Raw genomic sequence first — 20,701 nt, forward strand, 5'->3', positions numbered from 1 at the left:
TTCTGGCCGCGCTGATCGTGCCGAAGATCATGAGCCGTCCGGACGAAGCGCGCCGCGTGGCGGCGAAGCAGGACATCGGCACCATCATGCAGTCGCTCAAGCTGTACCGGCTCGACAACGGCCGCTATCCGACCCAGGAGCAGGGCCTGCGCGCGCTGATCGAAAAGCCGACCACGGACCCGATCCCGAACAACTGGAAGGACGGCGGCTATCTCGAGCGTCTGCCGAACGATCCGTGGGGCAATACGTATCAGTACCTGAATCCGGGCGTGCACGGCGAGATCGACGTGTTCAGCTACGGCGCGGACGGCAAGCCGGGTGGCGAAGGCAACGATGCCGACGTCGGCTCGTGGCAGTAGGCGTCGTTTGCTTCTGTTAACTCGCAGGGTAGCGTGCGCGACATGCGCACGCAAGGCGAGGCGCCACGGCTCATGATCGCGCGTTAGCGGATCGCCAGCGGATGCATCATCCGTTATGCGTCGCCGCCCCTGTCAAATATCGGCGATCGCGCGCGGCGCTGCCCTGGATCGTTGTCGCGCTGATTGCGAAACTGCCCGTCTTGCTGGCTCAGCGCGACAGATCCTCGAGACGTCGATTGCGCGTGCGCGGCCCGAACGCGCCCACCGCGACGATCATCACGAGCATCGCCGCGCCGATGAACATCGCGACGCCGAGCGTTCCGCCCTCGTGCAGAAAGAAGCCGATCAGCAAACCGGCGACGGCCGCACTCACGCGGCTCCACGAATACACGAAGCCGATGGCTCGCGCGCGGATACGCGTCGGATATTGCTCGGCCTGAAAGCCGTGAAAGACGAACGAGATCCAGTTGTTGAACAGCGTGACAAGTACGCCGAACGTGATGATCCACATCGGTTCGGTCTGCCGCGCGAAGATCAGCATGAAGATGCCGATGCCCACACCCGCGCTGACGATCTGCCATTTGCGCTCCATGCGGTCCGCGATCCAGATGCCGAGCAGCGGCCCGACGGGATTCGCGAGCGCGATGATGAACGAGTATTGCAGGCTCGTCGTCACGTGGATGCCCTTTGAAATGAGCAAGGTCGGCACCCATGCGCCAAAGCCGTAGAACGCGATGGTCTGCATCAGATTGAACACGGACAGCACCAGCGTGCGCTTGCCATACGGTCCCTTGAACAGTTCGGAAAACTTGCCGTCGCCGACGACGGCTTCGGCGGGCGGCGCTTTCGGCAGCGCGGCCACGCCCGCGTCGCGCGCGATCTTCGTTTCGAGATCGCGCATGATGCGCTCCGCTTCTTCGTCGCGACCATGCAGCGCGAGCCAGCGCGGACTTTCCGGCAAGCCGAGACGCAGCCACCACGCGGCAATCGCGCCCACCGACGCGATGCCCGCGACCCAGCGCCAGCCATCGATGCCGAACGGACTGACAGGCACGAGCAGCCAGCCGAGCAGCGCGACCACGGGCACGATCAGAAACTCGATGAACTGATAGAACGCGAATGCCTTGCCGCGCCCTTGCGGCGGCACGAGTTCGGTGAGGAACGTATCGATGGTGACCTGCTCCAGCCCCACGCCGATGGCCGCGATGAAGCGGCAGATATCGACGCCCTCCGCGCTCGTCTGACACGCCATCAACGCGGTAGCGATCGAATACCAGACGAGCGAGAACGTGAACATCGAGCGCCGGCCGAGCCGGTCCGCGATCGAGCCGAACACCATGCAGCCGAGCCACATGCCCGCGAACGTGCAGAACACGAAGAAGCCCACGCCGTTGACGCTGAAGAAGCCGGCCGGGCTCGTGCTGAACAGCCCGCTTTTCACGAGCCCCGGCGCGATATACGCGGTCATGAAGAGATCGTAGAGCTCGAACACGCCGCCCAGCGAAATGAGGAACACGAACCACCAGAGCGTGCGCGTGAAGGGCAAGCGATCGAGCCGGGACGCGACTTGCCCGGCATACGAATCCGCGACCCTGACGGTCGCTGTGTCCGCGTAGATGTCTGTCATCGTCGTCTCCGCGCAGCAGGCTCGTTGGCCGCCGCGATGTCTCTTTCTTATGAAGCCCGCGCGCGGCGGGCTGGGCGCATCGTAACGTTCAGCGTCGTTCTCAATGCCGTTCGAGCGCGGTCACTACCGCATCGCCCATCTCGCGCGTGCCCACCTTGCGCGTGCCGGGCTGATAGATGTCCGCCGTGCGATAGCCTTGCGCCAGCACCGTGCTCACCGCGCGGCGCACACGGTCGGCCGCGTCGTTGAGATCGAACGACAGGCGCAGCATCATCTCGACGGAGAGAATCGCCGCGAGCGGATTGGCGATGTCCTTGCCCGCGATGTCCGGCGCCGTGCCGTGCACCGGTTCGTACAGACCGAAGGCGCCTTCGCCGAGCGACGCGGAAGGCAGCATGCCGATGGAGCCCGTGAGCATCGCGGCGGCGTCCGAGAGAATGTCGCCGAACACGTTGCCCGTCACGATCACGTCGAACTGGCGCGGATTGCGCATCAGCATCATTGCAGCGGCATCGACGAACATATGCGTGAGCTCGACGTCGGGATATTCGTTGCCGACTTCCGTCATCACGCCGCGCCACAGCTGCATCGTTTCGAGCACGTTCGCCTTGTCGACCGAGCACACCTTGCGCTGCCGTTGCCGCGCCGCGCGAAACGCCGCGTGCGCGATGCGTCGCACTTCGGATTCGCTGTAGCGCATCGTATTGATGCCGATGCGCTCGCCTCCTTCGTTCTTCACGCCGCGTGGTTCGCCGAAGTACAGATCGCCCGTGAGTTCGCGCAGGATCACGATGTCGAGACCGTCGACGACTTCGCGCTTCAGGCTGGATGCATTCGCGAGTTCGGGAAACAGGAAAGCGGGGCGAAAGTTCGCGAAGAGATCGAGTGCCTTGCGCAGACGCAGCAGGCTCGCGCCCGGACGCATGTCGAACGGAATCTTTTCATCGCCGGGTTCGCCTGCCGCACCAAAGAGAATCGCGTCCGAGCGCCGCGCGACCTCTAGTGTCTCAGCAGGCAACGGATCGCCCGCCACTTCCACGCCCGCGCCGCCGATGGGCGCATGCTCGACTTCGAGTCCCGCGCTCTTCGGCACGACCGCCTGCAATATCCTGAGCGCCTGTGCCGTCACTTCCTTGCCGATGCCGTCTCCCGCGAGTACCGCGACTTTCATATGCGTTCCCTTGCTTTCCGGTTGAGTGGATGGTGTCGCTTTACGACGCGTAGTCGCGTTCGAACGCTTCGATGCGTTCGATCTGCGTGAGCGTGAAGCCGAGTTCGTCGAGCCCTTCGAGCAGGCAACGCTTCAGATATGCGTCGATGGAGAACGCGTGCGTGTCGCCAGCCGACGTCGACACGGTCTGCGCTTCGAGATCGACCGTGACGTGCAGGCCCGGTTCCGCTTCGATCCTGTCGATCATGCCGTCGACCACGTGGGCGGGAAGCAACACGATCAGCAAGCCGTTTTTTGCCGCGTTCGAAGCGAAGATGTCGCCCACGCTCGGCGCGATGACGGCTCTCATGCCGTAGTCGTAAAGCGCCCACACCGCATGCTCACGCGACGATCCGCACGCGAAGTTCTCCTTCGCCACGACAATGCGCGCGGGCCGGTACGCGGGCTGGTTCAACGCGAACGATTCGTTCGCGGTGCCATCCGCGTAGTAGCGAAGATCACGGAACAGATAGGCGCCGAAGTCGTCGGAGCGCGGCTTTTGCAAATAGCGCGCGGGCAGGATCTGATCGGTATCGCAGTTCGGGCGCGCGATCGGCAGCGCGACGGCATCGAGACGAACGAACGGTTCCATATCAGCGAGCCTCCGCAAGCAACGGCCGCACATCGGTGAGTCGTCCGCTCAGCGCAGCGGCCGCGACCATCACGGGGCTCATCAGATGCGTGCGCGATCCGGGGCCCTGCCTGCCGACGAAATTGCGATTGGTCGTCGAAGCGCTGCGCTGCCCCGGCGCAACGATGTCGCCGTTAGTGCCGAGGCACATCGAGCAGCCCGCTTCGCGCCATTCGAAGCCCGCATCGCGGAACACGCGGTCGAGGCCGAGCGCTTCCGCTTCGCGCTTGACCAGTCCCGAGCCCGGCACGACCCACGCCTCCACCGACGACGCGACCTTGCGCCCCTTCACAACGGCTGCCGCCGCCTTCAGATCCTCGATGCGCCCGTTCGTGCACGAACCGATGAACGCGCGATCGATCGCAAGACCATCGAGCGGCATGCCCGGCGTAAGTCCCATGTAATCGATCGTGCGCTGCATCGCGGCGCGGCGCTCCGCGTTCGGTGCGCTCGCGGGATCGGGCACGCGCGCGTCGATGGGCAGCGCGTCCTCGGGGCTGTTGCCCCACGTCACCATCGGACGCAGCGTGCTTACGTCGACCGACACCTCTTTGTCGAACGATGCGCCGTCGTCGCTCGCGAGCGCACGCCAGCGCGCCACGTCCCGCTCCCACTGCTCGCGTTGCGGCGCATGCGGCCTGCCTGCGAGATAGTCGAAGGTGATGTCGTCGGGCGCGATCATGCCCGCGCGGCCACCTGCTTCGATCGACATGTTGCAGATGGTCAGGCGCCCCTCCAGCGACAGGCTGGAGATGGCCGAGCCCGCATATTCGATCACGTGACCCGTCGCGCCGCCCGCGCCGATGCGCGCGATGATCGCGAGAATCACATCCTTTGCGCTGACGCCGGGCGCAAGCGCGCCGTCGAGCACGATGCGCATCGTGCGCGGCTTGCGCTGCCACAGCGTTTGCGTCGCGAGCACGTGCGCGACTTCCGTGGCGCCGATGCCGAACGCGAGCGCGCCGAGCGCGCCATGCGTGGACGTGTGGCTGTCGCCGCACACGATCAGCATGCCCGGGCGGCTCATGCCCTGCTCCGGCCCAACTACATGAACAATGCCCTGACGCACATCGTCGAGACCGTAGAAAGCGATGCCATGCTCGTTGCTGTCGTTGCGAAGGGCATTCGCCATTGCGCGCTTTTCGGGGTCCGCGATGCTGGCGAGATCGCGGCTGTCCGTGGGCACGTAGTGATCGGCGGTGGCGAAGGCGCGCTGCGGCGCCCGCACCTTGAGGCCGCGCTCGCGCAGCATCTCGAACGCGGGCGCGGAACCGTCCTGAATGAAGTGGCTGTCGACGTAGAGCAGGCTCTGGCCGTCCTCACGCTCGACGATGCGATGCGTCTGCCAGATCTTGTCGAACAGCGTGCGGGGTGCGCCAGTGGTGCGTGTCACTGTGTTCGTCTCCGTTTTTTCTCTGCGTGGCTGGACGCTGGTTTGCCCGAGCCGCATCGGTGAGACGATGTTAGGCGCTTCCCCACTCTTTACAACGACAGATATATCATGGCCACCATCAAGAAAACTCATGGCGAAACATGCGACGAAAACTGCCACCTCTCAATGCGTTGCGCGCGTTCGAAGCATCGGGGCGTTATTCGAGCTTCACGGGCGCGGCGAAGGAACTGCTCGTCACGCAAGGCGCTGTGAGCCGTCACGTATCGCTGCTGGAAGACTGGCTCGGCGTGAAGCTGTTTCTGCGCACGCCGCGCGGCATCGAACTGACGCGCAAGGGCGAGACCTACATCCGTGCGTTGAGCAGCGCGTTCGACCAGATCGACTACGCGACGCGCGAATTGCGCGACGAAGCGGACGGGTCCGTGCTGCGCCTCAAGCTGCCGCCGACCTTCGCGATGCGCTGGCTCGTGCCGCGTCTGGCGCGCTTTCACGCGCGGCATCCGAAGATCGCGATCCAGATCGTCACGTCGCACGAGCCCGCGAATTTCCGGCTCGAAGACATCGACGTGTCCGTGCATTCGCATCCGTATCCGCCTGAGGGGCAGGGGCATCGAAGGCTCTTTCGTGAAGTGCTGACGCCCGTTTGCAGCCCCGCTCTGTTGCAACGCGGGCCCGCGCTCGCCGAACCCGGAGATCTCGCGCGGCACACGTTGCTGTCGTCGCGAAACCGGCCGATGGACTGGTCGCGCTGGCTCGTCGAGGCGGGACTGACCGAGCTGGACGGCGCGGGACACGTCGACTTCGACAATGCCGCGCTGGCCTATCAGGCGGCCATCGACAATCTCGGTGTGATGATCGCGGTGCGCGCGTTGATCGAAGACGATCTGACGAGCGGAAAGCTCGTCGCGCCGTTCGACCTGCAAGTGACCACGCCCGGCGCCTACTACCTTGCATGCGCGCTCGTCAGTTCCAGGTCGCCACAACTGATGGCGTTCGAAGCGTGGCTGATGGAAGAAGCCGACGCGTACGAGCGAAGCCTGGCTGCGGCGAATCGCAATTCGTGAACGATGCACCGAGCGGTTTTTCTGCGCGGGTCTTTTCCGGCGGCCGCAAACATCGCGCGTGGCGCAAATGCCCCCAAAGTTGTCATTTACGACGATACTGTTTTCCGTACCCGAAAGCTAGAGTGATCACCGTTGCACGTCGCAACGGAACGTTGAAAGGAGATCACTGTGAAGGTTTTTGCTGTCGGAACGATCACGACCCCGCCCACCCCGGAACAACAGCCGCAGCTCATGGCGAAGGAAGTCCCCCATACTCTCCAGCTCTATCTCGACGGAAAGATCGAGCAGTTCTGGTTTCGCCAGGACCGCCCCGGCGTGTTCTTTCTGATGGACGTCGAGTCGATCGATGAAGCAAAGGCGACAGTGGGCGAACTGCCGCTGACGGAAGGCGGCTTCATGACGTTCGAACTGACGCCTGTCGGCCCGCTCGCGCCGCTGGGCCGCCTGATTCAAAAGAAGTAAGTACTGGGGCAGCGCCGACGTGATGAACGCTGTGCGATCAGCATCGCGATGATCGAACGCCTGGAAGAGCGACGGGAAGCGCTGCCCCACACCTCGATGGAGAAAGCGATGTCTGAAGCCGAAGCAAAAAGGAACGCGAGCGGAATTCATCCTCTCGACCATGTGGTTTGGAACGCGCTCGTCGCGACGCATCAACGCTTTGCACTCGGCGATGGTGGGGCAATCCGCTATCTGGCCGACGTCGCGCCGTTTGCCGCGACGGCCGACTCCAGTCCGGAATCGTTTGCGGCTTTGCGTTCTCTCATCGAGGCGCAAGGTCCCGTTACTTTGGTCACGACGGACGAGATCGTTCCTCCGCCCGGCTTTTCCGTCATAAGGCGTGCCGTCGTGCTGCAGATGATCTGGCAAGGCAGGCTCGATCGACAGGATGAGTTGCAGCACGTGAGACTGGCCGTTGCCGATGTTCCCGAGATGCTCACGCTGACCACCGCGACCAAGCCTGGCCCGTTTGGACCGCGCACCATCGAACTCGGATCTTATGTTGGCGTTCGCAGTCAGGACGAGCTGGTCGCGATGGCGGGTGAGCGCATGAGGCTCGACGGGTTCACGGAGATCAGCGCTGTCTGCGTCGATGCGGCGTTTCGCGGGCGAGGCTATGCCGCGAGCCTGATGAGGCTGCTGATCTCAACCATCACTGCGCGAGGCGAGACGCCTTTTCTGCACGTCTACACCTCGAACCGGACCGCAATTTCGCTCTACCGCACGCTGGGGTTTATCGACAGGCGTGAGCTGCATCTCACCGGGCTCGACCGCGTGCAAAGCTAGCGGAGCGGACCTCTGCAATTCGCTCAGCGTTCCTGCGAATGCGCCGCGAGCATCGCATGATGGCGCGCTTCCGTTGCATCGTCGACAGGGAACATGCATTCGAGACGTAGCTCCTGCGCGGCAACGTTTTGCGGTGCGCCGACGCTTGTGACCATCGAGAAATATCGAAGCACGACGCCCTCCTTGACGAAACCGAGCGGAATCATCGGCATCGCTGGCCCCGCGGCGGGCGCGCGCCAGCTCTTCCAGTCGCGCGGGACGTCGGGATACGCGAGCAGTTCGTCGAGCAGACGCGCGGTATCGTCGTCGATCACTCGACCCACCGACTCCCGGTACACCCGCTGCAACAGGCTGCGCGAAACGGTGTCCCAGTCGGCCAGGAACGGACGCATTCCCTGCGGATCGAACATCAGATGCAGCATGTTGCGCGGGCCTTCACGCGAAGCCATGTCAATGAAGCAGTTGAAAAAGCGTGGCGCCGCGTCGTTGGTCATCAGGACGTTCCAGTGCCGGTCCATCACGATCGCGGGAAACGGTTCGTGCTGGCGAACAACGCGCTTGAGCGCGCGAATCACGCTGTGCATCTCCTGCGCGTTCCACGGCGCCTCCGAATACATCGGTGCATATCCAGCCGCGAGCAGCAGTGCATTGCGCTCGCGCAGCGGCACATCGAGCGTTTGCGCGAGCGTCAGCAAGGTCTCCCTGCCCGGCACGCTACGCCCGCTTTCAATGAAGCTGATCTGCCGCTGCGAGACACCTGCGTCGAGCGACAGATCGAGCTGACTCACGCCACGCATGTCGCGCCAATAGCGCAACAAGCTGCCAAGTTCGCCCGGCGGCGCTTTCCGATCGCGACTGGTGACGTTCATTCGATTTCCCCGATCAACGCGAACGACTATAGCGGACTCACGCGATGGGCGCACGCCAGGCGAACGCCTCGAACGGTGCATCGAGTTGCGGCCTAGTCACGCTGGCGACATAGTTCGTGATAGTCGATGCTGCAACCACCGCAATGACTTCTAGCAGTTGCTCGGCGCTGAACCCGGCTTCGACAAAACGTCGCTGGTCCGCATCGGCAAGGCGGCCACGCTTTTCGATCAGCGTGCGCGCGAGCATCGACAGCGCGGCCAGTCCGGCGTCATCAGGCAGCTCGCCTTGCCGGATCGCATCGACATCGGCGGGGCGTACGCCTTCCTTCAATGCAAGCGCGGTATGAAACGCGACAGGCCACTCGCTCGCGTTCGTGACCGCGTTGGTCAGCAGCAACGTCTGGATTTGCGGCTCGGTCAAACTACTTGCATGCACGCGCTCAAACAGGCCGATGAACCCGTTGATCAATACCGGCGATGTGGCCATTGCGGCCGCAATGTTCGGGATCAGCCCAAAAGCCTCCTGCAGTTGCCGGAGCACGGGCTTCGATTGTGCAGGGGCCGATTCGATCGTATGAACGGGATAGCTGGACATGGTATCTCCTTGACGGTAAGCGCCACCGGATTGGCGGCGCGACAGCCAAAGAGTAGAGAACGTTGTGCTGCACACCAATTACATCGGATGTAATCGCCGTGCGGCATTTGCAAAGAAGTGAACGCGCAATAAAACCTCCGCACGACTACGCGCCACAATGCTTCAGGCCGCATATGCAACTGACGATTCATTGGTTCGCGGCCGGCTCTCCACGCGCTAACCTCTTTTCATCTCCAACTGAGCAGAAATCTTCCATGAACATCAAACGTTTCGTCCAGGCTATCGCTGCAAACGCAGTGCTGGCAACATTGCTCATCCATGGCACCGCGGCGCGCGCGGACACCGTCAATATCGCCTATCAGTACGGCGCCGATCCTGCGAAGCTCGCTCAGGCCAGCGCAGCGTATGAGAAAGCAACGGGCTGGACGATCAACTGGCGGCGCTTCGGTACGGGCGCGGACATCGTAGCCGCACTCGCTTCCGGCGATATCCAGATCGGCGATGTCGGCTCAAGTCCTTTCTCGGCCGCCGTGAGCCGTGGAGTGCCGATTGAAGCGGTCGTGCTGAATGCGTTGACGGGAGGCTCGGAAGCACTCGTCGTGCGCAATGGTGCGCACATCGACAAGCCAAAGGATCTCATCGGCAAGACGATTGCAACGCCCTTTGTATCGACCAGCCATTACAGCCTGCTCGCGGCGTTGAAGCACTGGGGCATCAAGTCCGACCAGGTGCGCATCGTCAATCTTGGACCCACTGAAATCATCGCGGCGTGGACGCGTGGCGACATCGACGCGGCCTATACGTGGGACCCCGCGCTCGGCAAAGCAAAGGAGTCGGGTCACGTCCTCGTCGATTCGACGGAAGTCGGAAAGTGGGGCGCGCCGACGTTCGATCTTTGGGCTGTGCGCAGGGACTTCGCCCAGGCACATCCCGATTTCGTCGCGAAGTTCGTGTCCGTGACGTTGAATGCCATTTCGGACTATCGGGAAAACGGCAAGACATGGACTTCGGGCTCGAAGCAGGTCGCAGCCATTTCAAAGCTTAGCGGCGCAAATGCATCGGACGTACCGCAACTGCTCGCGGGCAACGTCTATCCGACGGCGCCCGAACAGGCAGCGCCGACGCTGCTTGGCGGAGGCACCGCAAAAGCCGTGGCAGCGACCGCGCGCTTTCTCCAGGAGCAAAAGAAAATCGACCAGATACTGCCTGACTACAGTGCCGCCGTCACGACGCGCTTCGTGACGGCTGCTGCCACGTCGAAGTAACGGTATCGCAACGCCCGAACTCATTGACTGAACGGAACAGCGCGCAAACCATGGCTGAACTGAGTGCACATCACGCCACCGTTGTCTACGAAACGGCGCGCGGCCCGCTGACCGCCTTGCAGGACGCATCCGTGTCGGTGCGCAGCGGAGAAATCGTCGTCGCACTCGGGGCATCCGGTTGCGGCAAGAGCACGCTGCTGTCGTTGCTGGCCGGCTTCCAGGCGCCGACGTCCGGCCGCGTCACGAGCGATGGCAAACCCGTGAACGGGCCCGACGCGAATCGCGGCGTGGTGTTTCAGGACGATGCATTGATGCCATGGCTTAACGTGCTGGACAACGTCGGCCTCGGACTGCGCATGCGAGGCGTCGGTCGCACAGCGCGTAATGCGCGCGCTGCGGAAGTTTTGCGGCTCGTGAAGCTCGACGGGTTCGGGCATCACAGGATCAACGAGATCTCGGGCGGCATGCGTCAACGCGTGGGACTGGCGCGTGCGCTCGCCGCCGATCCTTCGTTCCTGCTCATGGACGAGCCTCTCGGCGCACTCGACGCGTTGACGCGCGAACACATGCAGACGCTGCTGCTCGACGTGTGGCAAGCAACGGGCAAGGGCGTGTTTCTGATCACTCACAGCATCGAGGAGGCCGTGTTGCTCGCCACCGAACTGCTGATTCTCTCGCCTCGTCCAGGACGGGTCGTGCAGCGGCATCGGCTCGACTTCGCACGACGTTACGCAGCCGGCGAGTCGATCCGTTCCATTCGCACGGACCCGGAGTTCACGGCGATCCACATGCAACTGCTCGATCAGCTTGTGCGCGAGACGCAGGAGGCTTGACATGTCGTCGCTCAAGAACACCCACGCAGGCCCACCGTCGAACATTGGCGATGAGTCCGGACTCACGTCCACACCTGCGCGAACCCGCATCGTTCGAATCGACCGCGGACATGCTGCTACCTTGATTACCGTGCTGGCGCTGCTCTCGGCGTGGTGGCTTGCGAGTCACCTCCAATGGTTTCCTCCCGTACTGCTGCCGACGCCCGAGGCAATCGTCCGCAAGCTGGGCCAGTTGTGGACTGACGGCTTCGATGACGCGACGCTCATTCAGCATCTGGAGGCCAGTCTGTCGCGTATCGCGCTCGCGTTCGTACTCGCGCTGGTCACGGCCATCCCCGCCGGACTTGCGATCGCGACCAGCAAGATAGCGCGCGGCGCGCTCGACCCGGTGATCGAGTTCTATCGCCCTGTTCCGCCGCTCGCGTATCTGCCGTTGATGGTGATCTGGTTTGGCATCGGAGAACTGTCGAAGGTACTGCTCATCTATCTGACCATCTTCGCGCCACTGACGATCGCGACCGCATCGGGCGCCAGCCGCGTCGCGAAGAGCCGGTTGCTCGCCGCCGCATCGCTCGGCGCAACACGGTTCAAGCTGCTCGTTCACGTGGTATTGCCTGGCGCAATGCCCGAAATACTGACGGGTTTGCGAATCGCGCTAGGCGCCGGATGGTCGACGCTCGTCGCCGCCGAACTGATTGCTGCAACGCGCGGGCTCGGCTTCATGGTCTATTCCGCCTCCCGCTTTCTCGTCACCGACGTCGTGATTGCCGGAATTCTGGTGATCGGCGCCATTGCCCTGGCCCTCGAACTGGGATTGCGATGGCTGCAACGCAAGCTCACTCCGTGGCATGCGGAGAACTAACAGGACAGTCATCGAAGAGCGCAAAGCGGCATTGGGGACCGCGCTCATTCAAGCGAGCTTTGAATGTCCTGAATGCTCACCCAACAGCCCGACTGGGCCGAGCGGAAAACGGCATCGATCACTCGCATATTCGAGCGCGCGTCTTCAAGCGGAATAGCCTGTGGTTCTCCGCTCAATATCGCTTCTGCGAACACTGCGGCTGCCACCCCATATTGATCACACACCGGTAGTTCCAGCCAGCGTTGCGTATCGACTCCTGCACCCGAGCGCTCGCTCAATAACAGACGCGTCGGCCGATCATTCGGTGCATTGAACGGAATCTCGACCTCGATCCGGCCCGTGGTGCCGTGAAACTGCATGCGCTGGTAATTGTGGATCTGGGTGGAGTAAAAGAAACTTGTCTGCACGCCGTCGAAATCCATCAGCACAGAGCCAAGCCGGTCCACCTCGAACGTCGGATCTCGCTCCATCAGCGCGACCACCCGCTTTGGCTCACGCCCAACAATGAAGCGTGAAGTCGTGATGGGATAACAGCCGATATCCAGAAGGCCACCGCCGCCAAGTTCACTCTGATTGCGGATATTGCCCGGGTCGGTGTTGTAATAGGTAAAGCCTCCTGTCACTGCCCGCAATTCGCCAATGGCGCCTTCTTCGATTAACGTCCGCACTTTTAGCCATTGCGGATGCGTGCGAACCATGAATGCTTCCTGCACGTATCGGCCGTTCTTGTCACGCGCAGCGATAAGGCGCTCAGCCTGTCCAACATCCAGCCCGATCGGCTTTTCACACAGGACGTGCTTGCCGGCCTCGACGGACCTGATCGTCCATTCCATGTGAATGTGATTAGGCAATGAGATATACACCGCGTCGATTTCCGGGTCTGCCAGCAGTGCCTCGTAACTGTCATACGCGACAGCCAGGCCATATCTCGCCGCGGCTTCCCGAGCCTTCTGCGGATATCGCGACGCAATGCCCTTTACGTGGCATTTCGGCGCCCTATGCATGGGCACAACGACCTTGTCGTTGATCTTTGCCGTGCCCAAGATTCCCCAGACAATCGCATCCTTTGCCATGACAGGTCCTTTCGAATTCCGTACGTTAGAATTGGATTGAACGGGCGCACCCACAACCTCTATCTGCACCAGTGTACGCTCAGCGCTTGTTTGGGCACACGTGTCGTGCCGCCAAAATTACGGGAGTCGCGCTGTGCACTATTTCTCTCGTCTTGTCACGAAAGGAACATCACCCCGAGAGGAATACGGTCCTGCTCGACTCTCTACTCACAGGCCTAAAGTCTTAACACGGCGATTGCTTCTGAGTATCAGAGGATAAACGCGCTTCTTGACGAATTGCACCGCGCAACTCAAAACCCGGGGATGATTCATTGTGTGCCTAAGGGCTGCCGCGAAGTGCCTTTGACGAATCGCCTCGGTGACATCGAGCCAGCGAAGCGAGGTTTCGAGTGATCGATGCCGCTGCGCGCACGCGTCGGCTAACCTTCCGGACAGAGCGTGCGATGCGCGAAAACGTGCATTCGCTTCGAGCATGCCCAGGAGCGCGGGTCGGTCCGCGGACTTGTCAGTGGAGAGCGAACCATCACGTCGCCGATAGTGATAACCCATGGCCGGATAGACAACCATACGTGCATCGTGCTTCACCAGCACGCGCAATAGAAGATCGAAGTCTTCCGCAGAGCGAACCCGCGCGTCATAACGAAGATCGCCTAAGAGTTCAGCCTTGATCATGGGCTGGAGATAGCCGAGGTGCGGCGCGTTGACAAGCGCGACCGCATCGAAAGTCCTGGCGGTTTTGAGGTCGAGTAGCGAGTGTCCAGTGAGCGAACCGCTCTCGTTCATGATGAGCAAGTCGTCCGCTGCTATCCCTTCGCCGTCCGCCTCCGCCTTGGCAAGCAACGATGCGAGGCGTCCTTCCGCGAACGCGTCGTCGCTGTCGAGGATTGTGATCCAGCGTCCCCGCGCGCACGTCAGCGCGCGATTGCGCGCGACCGACGGCCCCGCGTTGGACGACGAGGTCAGCAGAACGATACGTGGGTCGTTATCGGCAGCGGCACGGACGATCTCCACGCTTGCGTCAGTCGACGCATCGTCCACAACGATGAGTTCCCAGTCCGCCAGACTCTGTCTCTTGACCGATTCGATGGCTTCTCCGATCCAGTTCTCTCCATTGAAGTTGGCCATGATGACACTGACAGAAGGAGGAGGCGTCGGCGCGGGAATGATCAGGCGATTCGTGCCGCGTTCTTCGATGCGGGCGAATTCGCCCGGAGGGCTCCTTGAAGTTGTGTGTTCACCCGTTAAGCTCATGGTCTCGGTCTCGGTCCTGAAGCAGGGTTGCAAGGATGTGGCGGTAGCGTAGAACGGCGCAACGTTAGCGGCCGCCTTGCGGGAGCGAGCCCGCTGCAAATGCCAGATGCGTAAAGGAACGTTCAGCGAGCGAAATGGCGATGGCAAGCCAGATACGTCCGCTCGACCGCCTCCGATGCGGCGCGTCTACCGGACCGAGGTAGTACAGGACATGTCATATGTCCCCTTCCGCGTGGGCGCAGAACAAACCGCCAACGACGCACAAGGCCGATCGGGAACGCGTGAGTCATAGCTCATGAAGATTAGCATCTGGCCTTACGGCGAGCTATCGAGAACCTCAACGTTTTGCGCCTTCCTGTCAGACATTTGCGCCTGTTTTCACCCGGCGCTGAAGTGAGCGCCCCTATACGTGATGACATTGCACGACGTCGAGAAGAGCGACATCGTGCGCGCGGCGCTCGAACGTCTTGCGGTGCAGTTTGCGTCGGAACGCATTGCGCCGCGTGGCGTTTTCTTTCATGCGGGAGTGTCGCTTGCTGCGCTGTGTCAGAGTCTTTTCCGCACTGCGTCAAGCGCGCCACAACGCGCAGCAAACTGTTATCAAAAGAACACGCCAACAGCCTGCGAATACAGAATCAATCGAAGAAGCGGATCACTGCGCTCATATCGCGAGAAGTCTGGCCGAATATCCCGTCAGTGTCAGTTCGCGGCGGGGCGGCCCTTGTCATGGTCGCGACCTCTCTGCTGCCACATTGCAGCGGTCAGGCGAGGACGGGATGCGACTGCGGCCACGCAACAGGACGCGAGTGGAATAAACAACACTCTGAACTAGCGAGAAGGAATACGCGTGTCCGTTCGCAACGGTGTCTCTCACGCGGTGCCCTGACTATCGCACCGTTGTCAGCGAAACATCAGCGCGTATGACGCTCAGAAAAGCCGCAATATCGAATCCGTACGACTCGAGCAGCCTGTACAACGTGACGCGCGAAATATCGAGTTCGCGGGCCGCGTCCGCGACTCTTCCGCGATGACGCATCAGAGCCCTTTCGACTGCGTGCTGTTCGGCGCGGCGCCGCACCTGATCGAGCGATACCGTACGCGCGCCGACATAGTGCGCAAGGCCCAGGTCGCTTGCCGTAATCACCGGATTGTCGAATAGCACGACAGCGCGCCACACGCGATTGCGCAGTTCGCGAACATTGCCGGGCCAATCGTGCGCGCGCATCGCGCGAATCGCGTCGTCGGAGAAGCCGCGAATCCGGCGGCATGAATCTGCGCGCAACTGATCGAGCAAATGCCGCGCCAATAGCTCGACGTCGGCACCTCGCGCGCGCAGCGGCGGCTCGTCGATCTGCAGCACACTCAGCCGATGATAGAGATCTTCCCGGAATCGGCCTTCCAACGTCGCCTGCTTCAGGTCCACATGGGTCGCGCAGACGATTCTCACGTCGACGTCGATCGAGCCGTTACAGCCCAACCGCTCGATGCTGTGTTCCTGCAAGAACCGCAGCAGGCTCGCCTGGCTTTTCATCGGCAGATCGGCGATCTCGTCGAGAAGGACAGTACCGCCGCTTGCCGCTTCGATGCGTCCCGTCTTACGCTCGTTCGCGCCAGTGAATGCGCCACGCTCGTAGCCGAACAGTTCGGACATGACGAGATGCTCAGGTATTGCACCGCAATTGATCGCGGCAAACGGCGCATGCCGTCGCGCGGAATAGCGGTGAATCGACAGTGCCGTCAGTTCCTTGCCCGTCCCCGACTCGCCCTGGATAAGCACGGGCGCGTTGCATATCGCGACCTTGCGGATCGTGCGAACGAGCTGGAGCATCGCCTCCGACGAACCAATCATCTCGCCATCCATCACCGTCCACGGATGCGCGGCTATCGGCTCCGCCAGCAAGCACATGCCGCGCGCGTGTCCTACCGCATGTCCGAGCTCGTCGACTGTCGTGGGCAGCGTGATATAGCTCATGCAGCGGCCTCGCACGAGCGAGCGGATCGCCTTGTCTTCGAGTTGCTCGGGCCGCAACGCGGCAACCCAGCCCACATCGCGTGAGGCGATCACATCGGTGAGCGCTTCCATGTCGCGCGGAAACTTCATCGACGCGAGATCGATCACCCCTCCCGCTCCCGCTGCAAGCCGTGTCCGATGCCTCGTTCGCGCGCCGACGTCGATCCTGTCGATGTTCCACCCGTCGTGCGGCAGCACCGCGTCCGGCAACGCGCGGTTCCCACGGCAAACGTGATAGAGCTTTCTCGTCACCGCGTCCATATGAAGCCTCTCCGGCCGGCCCGAACTAGAAAGGAAAACTGATCGCCTTGATAAGAAAGAGAAAATGTACTGTAAAGGAAGTGTCGGCTAGCGAAGCTGAAGAACGCCTTAAGATCTTTTTCTTATTCCGTGAAAGAAGGTGTTCTCGCGGCTAAATCGCTAGAGAAGTGTGCGGTAGACCGCATAACGAAGCGCTCGTGTGCGCACGATGAGAAACCGGAACGGAATCCGGACGTCAATTCTACGACGCTCGAATGCTTAAAGCCGCATTTCAATGAGCTTGATGCCGATTACCAATTCGACGTGCCCATGCTGCGCGGCGTGAAACGCGTCAGGCCATCGTTCATCGGATCGAATGGTGCATCCAGCGAGCCGGGTCTCGGCTTCTTTGGATGCGTATCGAGGTTGGAGTTGGAGCGCGGCATCGGCGGCATATAGAAGAATTGCCAGCCCGCATAGGTCTGCTGCCCTTCGAAGTCTTCGAACTGCCGGGGAAAACGCGAACGCTTGATCGGCGCGTCCGTCGAACTGCTGTGCAGGCCGGCTATCCGGCCGGCCTCGTACAGGTAGACCCAATCGTTCTGTCCGCTGACGGGATCGGCGTACGCTCGCCGCAGATGATGCAGCGGCTCGGGAAAGCGCGTGTCGTTGAGCAGATCGTCGATGGATGCGGGCAGCGCGCGTCCTGCGCGGTAGTAGCGCAGTATCGCGATGCGGTACTGGTTGCCGACGAACAGCAGCTGTTGTTCGGTTTCCCGTTTGCGTTGAAGCGACCATACGTCGAGCGCGCCCATCAGCGCGATGGAAAGCAGCATCAACGCGATCAGCAGCGTCAGCATCACGAGGCCGCGTTCGCGCGCGACTCGCGCGCCTGGCGAACGTCCGCTACGGCCGCGCGTCGCGAAGAAGCTCATTGACCCGCTCCCGCTGCATCCGACGCTGCGCCCTGCGGGCCGCTTGCGGGCACGATATCGTAGACGCCCGTTTTGCTGTCGTCCGGCGAAGCGACGACCGCCCACTTGTCGTCGCCATTCACGGGGTCGACGGGAATCGCGCGCAAATAGTGGCGCGTGACGAGTTCGTCGAGCGTGTCGGGATACGCGCCGTTGTCGCCGTAGTACTTGTCGATTGCATCGCGCATGACCGCGAGATTCTGCGCGCGCACCTGCTCTTTGCCGCGATCGATGCTATGCATGTAGCGCGGCAGCGCGATGGTCAGCAAGAGGCCGATGATCGCCATCACGACGACGAGTTCTATCAACGTGAAGCCGGCGCAAAGCCGGCGCATGGCGTTGCCTTTCATGATCGCGCTCACCGCTGTCCCCTCACCACTGTCGATAAGGAATGCCGTTGATGCCGACGCGATCCGACTTCGACGTGACATCGAACACGTCCTTGCCTGCCGTGCCGGGCGCGGACGGGTCCGCGTCATCGGCATGCGCAGGCGGCTCGCCGAACGCGCGCACGTTCCACGTCTCTTCGGGTGGCGTATCCGGTTCGCCCGTAAAAAAAGGATCGCGTGGCACGCGGCGCAGAAACATCAGCAGCCCGCCTTTGGGGTCTTTGACGTTCTTCACGCCATCGACCAGCACGATGAGCGAAGGCGGATAGCCCGACGCATCCGCTTCGCGTTCGATCAGTCCCGTGTCGCTCGCTTCCTTGTACGCGTCGAGCGCAGTACGGATCTCGCGCAATGCCGCGCTCAACTGCTGTTCCTTTTCACGCTGCACGATCAGCTGAGAAAACGGCACGATAGCGAGCGCGAGAATGCCGACAAGCGCGAGCGTGACCACGAGTTCGATCAGCGTGAAGCCGCACTGCCCCGCTCGACGCGCGCGGCGCACACGGTCGGGACGCTTGACGCAAAACATCGTCTAGTACCCGCCGTTCTGGATCGAGCGCAGCGGGTTGTCGCTGGGCATGTCTCCAGGCGGCATCACGAGCATCGGCGGCGGCGCTGGCGCAGCGGGCGCGGGCGGAGGCGGCGGTGCCCCCTGCGCGGCGGGCGCGGCGTAAGCGTTCGATGGCGCGCCGACATTGGCGTTGCCGTTCTCGCTGCCCGCCGGCGCCTCGCCCGCGCCCTGCCCGGCAGGCGGCGGCGCGCCTTCGTTGGCAGGCGGCGCGGCACCGCCCGCCGAAGGCGGCGGAGGCAAGGTCGAATAGCGCCCGCCGTAGGGCTGCGGTGGCGGCGTCGTACGTGGCTGCACGGGCGGCTGGCCAAACGCGCTGGCGGACGGCGTCCCCGGCTGGTTCTGCGTGCTGCTGTGCGGCGTGGCGGCCGCGCGTCCCGTCGTGCCCCCACCCACGCTGCCCGGCTTGCGGATCACGGGGCTCGGCGCGGGCGGCTCCAGTTCCGCGACGACGGGATCGAGCCGCAACTGGTCCGCGTGCACGTTGACGTCGGTGCCCGACCACACTTCCTGCGTATCCGCATCGGCGGCTGTCTGCGGACGCACGATATGCGGCGTGATCTGCAGCACGATTTCGGTTTTCACGCGATCGCCGTTGTGATTGGAGAACAACCGCCCGAGCACGGGCAACTGGCCGAGGCCCGGCACCTTGTCGGCCGTCTCGCGGTCCTGATCGGAAATCAGCCCGCCGAGAATCTGCGTTTCGCCATCGCGCAGGCGCAGGCTCGTCGACGCATTGCGCGTGCCGATCTGATACGCGAGCGTCGTCAGCCCCGCCTGCGAGCTGTCGCTCTGAATGACCTTCGTGATGTTGCTCACTTCGAGGTTCAGCTTGATGCCGACATCGCCGTCCCGATAGACCTGCGGCTCGACTTCGAGCTTGATGCCGACGTCGAGGTACTGGACCATCTGCGTATAGGACGGCCCGCTCGTGCTCGGCGTGCTCGAACTCGAGATCACGGGCACCTTGTCGCCGATCAGGATGCGCGCCTTTTCCTTGTTGCGCGCGCGGATGCGCGGACTGGCGAGCAGGTTGGCGTCGGTGTCGCTGAGCTTGAAGTTGGCCGTCGCCGACAGCCCGCTCACATTCAGCGCATTGATAGGCAAATGATGCAACTCTCCCCATGTGTTAGCCGTCGCGGGCGTCGCCATCGTGAACGTATTCGGCCATTCGATGCCGAGGTCCGTCATGCGGTCGTGCGAGACTTCGAGCACCTGCACTTCCATCATCACCTCGGGCTCGGGAATATCCTGCGCGGCGATCATCTCCTCGGCCACGCGGATCGTATCGGGCGTGCCGCGTATCGTCACGGTGTTCGCGCGTTCGTCGACCACGACTTCCTTCAGCTTGAGCAGACTCTTGAGCAAGCCCTGAATCTGCTTGGCGTCGACGTTCGACAACTGGAACGTGCGCACCTTCAGCTCCTGATATTCGAGTTCCTTTGCCGGCGTCGCCGGATAGATGAAAAGCGTATTCGCGTTCAACTGTTTCTTGTCGAGCTGGCTTTGCATCAGGATCATGTCGACGGTGTCCTGCAGCGTCGCGTTCGTCACGAAGATCGTCGTCTTCAGGTCGGCGCGTACGTCGCGATCGAAAATCACATTGAGGCCCGTCGTTTTCGACAGCGCTTCGAACACCATGCGCACGTTGGCATCGCGGAACTGCAGCGTGACGGGCGTACGCATGATCGACGACGCGGCGATCTTCTCCTCCTTCAGCGCGCGCTGCTGATTGCGTTTGTCCTGAATCTCCTTGAGCATCTGCTGCGCCATCGGATTAGTCGGGTTCTGCGTGAGCACGCGATGCACGCGTTGTTCCGCGAGCGCGTACGAGCCGCGCTGCATCATGCGGTCGGCTTCCTGCAACGCGGTGAGATCGCGCCGGTCGCGGTCGACGGCCGCGCCGATCTTGCGGCCGCGTTCGCTCGTCGGATCGATCTGGTAAGCCTGGCCCAGCTTCTGCGCGGCGAGGTCGTACTGGTAGCTCGCGCGGTACGCTTCCGCATCGTCGAGCAGCGCATTCACGCGAGCGTCGCGGTCGTGCAGATAATCGATCTGCAATTGCGCGTTGGTGGGATCGTTCTGGCGCGTCGCGGGCGGCGTCACGCAGCCGCCCAGCGCCAGCACGGCCAGCGCGATGCACGCGGCCTGCCGCTTCATGCGAGGCATGCCTCGCGAACGGCGCGCAGGGGACGCTGGG

At 62.5% G+C, this 20,701-nt stretch carries 20 protein-coding genes; 7 read left to right on the forward strand and 13 right to left on the reverse strand.

Features of this window, described 5'->3' with window-relative positions:
* Positions 1 to 359: type II secretion system major pseudopilin GspG (gene gspG / locus GCT13_RS12850; RefSeq protein ID WP_152758490.1), on the forward strand; the 359-nt coding region annotated here is incomplete at its 5' end.
* Positions 360 to 567: 208 nt separating this feature from the next.
* Here gspG and GCT13_RS12855 read toward each other — a convergent pair.
* The 4 genes from GCT13_RS12855 to leuC form a co-directional block, all read right to left on the reverse strand.
* A complete protein-coding gene (locus GCT13_RS12855) occupies positions 568 to 1,986 on the reverse strand; it encodes an MFS transporter (protein ID WP_152758492.1) in 1,419 nt (472 codons plus the stop codon).
* Between the two features lie 100 nt (positions 1,987 to 2,086).
* The gene (leuB, locus tag GCT13_RS12860; RefSeq protein ID WP_152758494.1) at positions 2,087 to 3,157 is read right to left on the reverse strand and encodes a 3-isopropylmalate dehydrogenase; all 1,071 of its coding nucleotides are present in this window, start codon (positions 3,155 to 3,157) and stop codon (positions 2,087 to 2,089) included.
* Positions 3,158 to 3,197: 40 nt separating this feature from the next.
* Positions 3,198 to 3,788 (reverse strand): 3-isopropylmalate dehydratase small subunit, encoded by a 591-nt coding sequence (gene leuD, locus GCT13_RS12865; RefSeq protein WP_152758496.1) that lies wholly within the window; start codon positions 3,786 to 3,788, stop codon positions 3,198 to 3,200.
* Between the two features lies 1 nt (position 3,789).
* Entirely contained in the window at positions 3,790 to 5,220 is a 1,431-nt protein-coding gene (leuC, locus tag GCT13_RS12870) for a 3-isopropylmalate dehydratase large subunit (RefSeq protein WP_321574320.1), read from the reverse strand.
* Between the two features lie 140 nt (positions 5,221 to 5,360).
* On the opposite strand from leuC, the gene gcvA reads away from it, so the two are divergent.
* The 3 genes from gcvA to GCT13_RS12885 all read left to right on the forward strand — a co-directional run bounded on the left by gcvA (position 5,361) and on the right by GCT13_RS12885 (position 7,571).
* Positions 5,361 to 6,284 (forward strand): transcriptional regulator GcvA, encoded by a 924-nt coding sequence (gcvA, locus tag GCT13_RS12875; RefSeq protein WP_152758500.1) that lies wholly within the window; start codon positions 5,361 to 5,363, stop codon positions 6,282 to 6,284.
* 168 nt (positions 6,285 to 6,452) lie between these two features.
* Positions 6,453 to 6,746 (forward strand): muconolactone Delta-isomerase family protein, encoded by a 294-nt coding sequence (locus GCT13_RS12880; RefSeq protein ID WP_321574321.1) that lies wholly within the window; start codon positions 6,453 to 6,455, stop codon positions 6,744 to 6,746.
* A 108-nt stretch (positions 6,747 to 6,854) separates the two neighbouring features.
* On the forward strand, positions 6,855 to 7,571 hold the full coding sequence (locus GCT13_RS12885) for a GNAT family N-acetyltransferase (RefSeq protein WP_152758867.1): 717 nt from the start codon (positions 6,855 to 6,857) through the stop codon (positions 7,569 to 7,571).
* Between the two features lie 23 nt (positions 7,572 to 7,594).
* Here GCT13_RS12885 and GCT13_RS12890 read toward each other — a convergent pair whose 3' ends face one another.
* Entirely contained in the window at positions 7,595 to 8,440 is an 846-nt protein-coding gene (locus tag GCT13_RS12890; protein ID WP_152758502.1) for a helix-turn-helix transcriptional regulator, read from the reverse strand.
* A gap of 37 nt (positions 8,441 to 8,477) precedes the next feature.
* On the reverse strand, positions 8,478 to 9,035 hold the full coding sequence (locus GCT13_RS12895) for a carboxymuconolactone decarboxylase family protein (RefSeq protein ID WP_152758504.1): 558 nt from the start codon (positions 9,033 to 9,035) through the stop codon (positions 8,478 to 8,480).
* A 254-nt stretch (positions 9,036 to 9,289) separates the two neighbouring features.
* Between GCT13_RS12895 and tauA the strand changes: the two genes are divergently transcribed.
* The 3 genes from tauA to GCT13_RS12910 all read left to right on the forward strand — a co-directional run bounded on the left by tauA (position 9,290) and on the right by GCT13_RS12910 (position 11,995).
* Complete coding sequence (gene tauA / locus GCT13_RS12900; RefSeq protein ID WP_152758506.1) at positions 9,290 to 10,300, forward strand: taurine ABC transporter substrate-binding protein; 1,011 nt, start codon at positions 9,290 to 9,292, stop codon at positions 10,298 to 10,300.
* Positions 10,301 to 10,350: 50 nt separating this feature from the next.
* Positions 10,351 to 11,133, forward strand: a complete 783-nt coding sequence (locus GCT13_RS12905; protein ID WP_152758508.1) for a taurine ABC transporter ATP-binding protein — start codon at positions 10,351 to 10,353, stop codon at positions 11,131 to 11,133.
* Positions 11,134 to 11,230: 97 nt separating this feature from the next.
* Positions 11,231 to 11,995 (forward strand): ABC transporter permease subunit, encoded by a 765-nt coding sequence (locus GCT13_RS12910; RefSeq protein WP_407670787.1) that lies wholly within the window; start codon positions 11,231 to 11,233, stop codon positions 11,993 to 11,995.
* Between the two features lie 44 nt (positions 11,996 to 12,039).
* Here the strand turns inward: GCT13_RS12910 and GCT13_RS12915 are convergent, their stop codons facing one another.
* From GCT13_RS12915 to GCT13_RS12945, 7 genes are all read right to left on the reverse strand, one after another.
* Positions 12,040 to 13,068, reverse strand: a complete 1,029-nt coding sequence (locus GCT13_RS12915) for a Gfo/Idh/MocA family protein (RefSeq protein ID WP_152758513.1) — start codon at positions 13,066 to 13,068, stop codon at positions 12,040 to 12,042.
* 207 nt (positions 13,069 to 13,275) lie between these two features.
* Positions 13,276 to 14,319 carry a glycosyltransferase family 2 protein gene (locus GCT13_RS12920; RefSeq protein WP_152758515.1) on the reverse strand — a complete coding sequence of 348 codons (1,044 nt, stop codon included), beginning with the start codon at positions 14,317 to 14,319 and terminating at the stop codon, positions 13,276 to 13,278.
* Positions 14,320 to 15,205: 886 nt separating this feature from the next.
* Positions 15,206 to 16,591 (reverse strand): sigma-54 dependent transcriptional regulator, encoded by a 1,386-nt coding sequence (locus GCT13_RS12925; RefSeq protein WP_152758517.1) that lies wholly within the window; start codon positions 16,589 to 16,591, stop codon positions 15,206 to 15,208.
* A 290-nt stretch (positions 16,592 to 16,881) separates the two neighbouring features.
* A complete protein-coding gene (locus GCT13_RS12930; protein ID WP_152758519.1) occupies positions 16,882 to 17,505 on the reverse strand; it encodes a type II secretion system protein in 624 nt (207 codons plus the stop codon).
* Positions 17,502 to 17,894: a type II secretion system protein gene (locus GCT13_RS12935; protein ID WP_152758521.1), complete on the reverse strand. Its 393-nt coding sequence runs from the start codon at positions 17,892 to 17,894 to the stop codon at positions 17,502 to 17,504. The genes GCT13_RS12930 and GCT13_RS12935 overlap by 4 nt, the downstream gene beginning before the upstream one ends.
* A 22-nt stretch (positions 17,895 to 17,916) precedes the next feature.
* Positions 17,917 to 18,462 carry a type II secretion system protein gene (locus tag GCT13_RS12940; protein WP_152758523.1) on the reverse strand — a complete coding sequence of 182 codons (546 nt, stop codon included), beginning with the start codon at positions 18,460 to 18,462 and terminating at the stop codon, positions 17,917 to 17,919.
* 3 nt (positions 18,463 to 18,465) lie between these two features.
* Positions 18,466 to 20,670 carry a secretin N-terminal domain-containing protein gene (locus tag GCT13_RS12945; RefSeq protein ID WP_152758869.1) on the reverse strand — a complete coding sequence of 735 codons (2,205 nt, stop codon included), beginning with the start codon at positions 20,668 to 20,670 and terminating at the stop codon, positions 18,466 to 18,468.
* Between the last annotated feature and the right edge of the window lie 31 nt (positions 20,671 to 20,701).

The sequence above is a fragment of the Paraburkholderia franconis genome, assembly GCF_009362735.1.
In the GTDB taxonomy this organism is placed as follows: Bacteria; Pseudomonadota; Gammaproteobacteria; order Burkholderiales; family Burkholderiaceae; genus Paraburkholderia; species Paraburkholderia franconis.